This is a genomic window from Streptomyces sp. NPDC002690, from assembly GCF_053592415.1.
In genome coordinates, this window is the sequence record NZ_JBSFVR010000587.1 from 1 (window position 1) to 2,941 (window position 2,941).

At 70.7% G+C, this 2,941-nt stretch carries 2 protein-coding genes; both read right to left on the reverse strand.

The window, feature by feature from the left end; all coding sequences use genetic code 11:
- Positions 1-41: 41 nt before the first annotated feature.
- On the reverse strand, positions 42-2,024 hold the full coding sequence (locus ACWD3D_RS35535) for a lamin tail domain-containing protein (protein WP_451464803.1): 1,983 nt from the start codon (positions 2,022-2,024) through the stop codon (positions 42-44).
- A 141-nt stretch (positions 2,025-2,165) separates the two neighbouring features.
- A complete protein-coding gene (locus ACWD3D_RS35540) occupies positions 2,166-2,930 on the reverse strand; it encodes a CAP domain-containing protein (protein WP_451464804.1) in 765 nt (254 codons plus the stop codon).
- Positions 2,931-2,941: the final 11 nt, after the last annotated feature.

The following is a 2,941-nucleotide window of genomic DNA, read 5'->3' on the forward strand; positions in this document are numbered from 1 at the left end:
CGGGACCTTTCGGTCCCGGGCGGCCTCGTTCGTGGTCGGGATCAGCAGCGGAAGGTGCCGCTGTAGAGGGCGTGTCCCCAGGAGGAGCTCCCGGAACCGAAGCCGTAGACCCCGTCGTCGCTCCAGACCGCTTCGCGCAGGCCGTCGACGCACGTCGAGGCCGGTGCGAGAGCGAAGCCTTCCAGGTTGTCGGCAGGCATGACGGCCGGGTTCGTGTACGTCACGTCCGGCACGATCGCACCGGTGGCGTCGACCTTCATGAAGGTGTGCGTCTCGCCGCAGGTGTTGTCGCAGGTCGCGACGAGGCGCTGGGTACCGGCGTCGAACGTCACGTCCATCACGGAGGGCTTGCCGGTCGTGATCGTTCTGAACGTGGTGAACGTGCCGTCGGAGTTCAGACCGTAGACACGCAGCGAGCCGTCGTACTCCAGTCCGGCGAAGAACAGACCGGACCCGTGCGACGGGTAGTCCGCCGGGTCGTAGACGGCGTGGGTGAGCGGGTCGACCCAGCCGTTCGCGGTCAGCCAGGTGTCCGGCACGTATCCGACGCCCTCGAATCCGAGGTTGGCGTCGTCCTTGTCACCGGTGTCCAGCTGCGGGAACTGCGCGGTCATGTCCCACTGGTGGACCGGCGTCAGTGTGGACCCGGTCGCCGCCGGGTCGAACTCCAGGATGGTGTCCCTGGGCTCGGTGTTCTTGGTGTTGTCGCGCTCGGAGGTGACGTAGAGGTGGCCGTTGCCGCCGATCGTCAGGCCCTCGGAGTCCGGCTCGCCGGAGCCGCCCGCGAAGCGGATCTGCTTGCCGGTCGCGCTCCAGGACGCGTCCGGAACCCATTTGCCGCCGCTCTTGACCAGCTTGTAGAGCCAGTTCTTGTTCTTCGCGGCCCACAGCACCGACGGATTGGCCGGGTCGAAAGCCAGGCCGCTCACGTCCCGGCCCTCCGGGCCGGTGGACGTGGTGAACGCGCAGACGTTGTCCGCGATCGTGACGTCGGCACCGCCGGGCCACGCGAGGGTGCCCGTCGGCGTGGAACCCGTACCGGAGGGCGCCTCGGGGGTGCAGCCGCTGGTGAGGGACCCGCCGCCGCCCAGCAGCACGCCGGTCTGGGTGCCGCCACCGGTACCGCCGCCGGTGCTGCCCGAGCAGGAGTTCACGGCGCCGGGCGTCGCGGTGGTGGCGGTCCGGAAGGGACCGGTGCCGTTGGCACACCGCTCGGCCGACGGCTTGGCCCCGTCGGTCGCCCAGGTCACCGAGTCGACGGTGTTGCCGCTGCCGTCGACGAGGAAGACCGAGTCGTTGTCGCCCAGCCCGGTGGAGGAGCTGAACGTGACGTATCCACCCGCCGGGATGCTCGTCGCACTCGGCGAGGAGGACGAGACGGACACCGGGGAGTGGGAGGTGTCGTTGTCGGAGTACTTCCACGACCCGAGGCTGACGGCGCCGGTCCCGCCGTTGTACAGCTCCACGGTGTCGGAGCCGTCGGAGGAGACCTCGTTGATCCGCACCTTGCTCGCCGCGGGGACCGACGACGGGCAGCCGGCGGCGTTCGCGGTGCCGAACGTGGTCGCCGAGGTCGCGGTGACCCACGCTCCGGTGCCGTCGCCGCCACAACGGGCCATCGCGGGCTTCGCCTTGTCGGTCGCCCAGTCGACACGGTCGACCACCGTGCCGCCGGACGTGTAGAGCACCAGCTTGTCCGAGTCGCCGAGTCCCTTGGGCGAGTCGAAGGTGACGAAGCCGCCGGCGGGGATCGTACCGGCGGACGGACTGAACGCCTGCGGCGAGAAGCTGTCGTCGGACATCTTCCAGCCGCTGACGCTCACGGCGGTCGAGCCGGTGTTGTACAGCTCCACCGTGTCGCTGTTCGACGAGGTGACTTCGTTGATCCGGACGTTCTGGTAGCCGACCGGGTCCGCGGCGGCCGCGGGCTGAGCGGTCACCACTCCCGTGACGAGCAGTCCGGAGAGCGTCAGAGCGGAGGCGGCCACGGAGGCGACGCCGGCACGTGTGGGTGAGAGGGGCACGAGGGACGATTCTCGTGACCCGTTCTGGAACTGGAGTGCATTCCAGCTGAACGCCGGCCACTGGTCACCGGAACGCCGGGCGACGGAGCGCCCCCACGCGGTTCTCCACGACGGCTCCACGGGCCTGGGGCGTGCGGCTTCTCAGAAGCCGAAGTCCTGCGTCCACCAGGGGCCGCCGTCGGCGATGTGGACACCGACGCCCAGGGTCGTGTAATCGCAGTTGAGAATGTTTGCTCGGTGGCCTTCGCTGTTCATCCAGCTGTCCATCACGGCCTGTGCGTCGGCTTGGCCGCGGGCGATGTTCTCCCCGCCGAGGTTGGTGATCCCGGCCGCCGCAGCGCGGTCCCAGGGGGTGTCACCGTCCGGGTCGGTGTGGTCGAAGAAGTCACGGGCCGCCATGTCCTGGCTGAAGCTCTGGGCCAGTGAGGTCAGCGAGGAACTGAGCGTCACCGGGCTGCAGCCGGCCTTCGACCGCTCCTGGTTGACCAGGTCGAGCACCGCGGCCCGTGCGGAGGCGACCGCGGACGACGCGGGCGCCTCGGTCTTCGGCGCGGCCGACGTCGGTGCGGGTGCGGGTGCGGCGGCGGTGGACTTCGCCGGGGCGGGCGCGGCGGTCGTCTTCGTCACCGAGGGGGTGGCGGACGGCGTCGGGCTCGCGGTCTTCTCCGTGGGGGACGCGGAGGGGGTGGCGGAGGCGGACTTCGAGGGGGCCCCGGGACGCTCGCTGCCCCGGCTCGCCGGGGTGGGGGCCGCCGTACGGCCCGTCGGGTCGGCGCTCGCGGTGCCCTGCGTGAGCAGGTCCGGGGCGCCGCCGGAGTCGGCGCGACGAAGGACTACGACCAGACGGTCATGTTCGCCAACACCATCGCCTGGGTGGACACCCGGGGCCACACGTACGGCCGCCAGCTCGCGGGTTC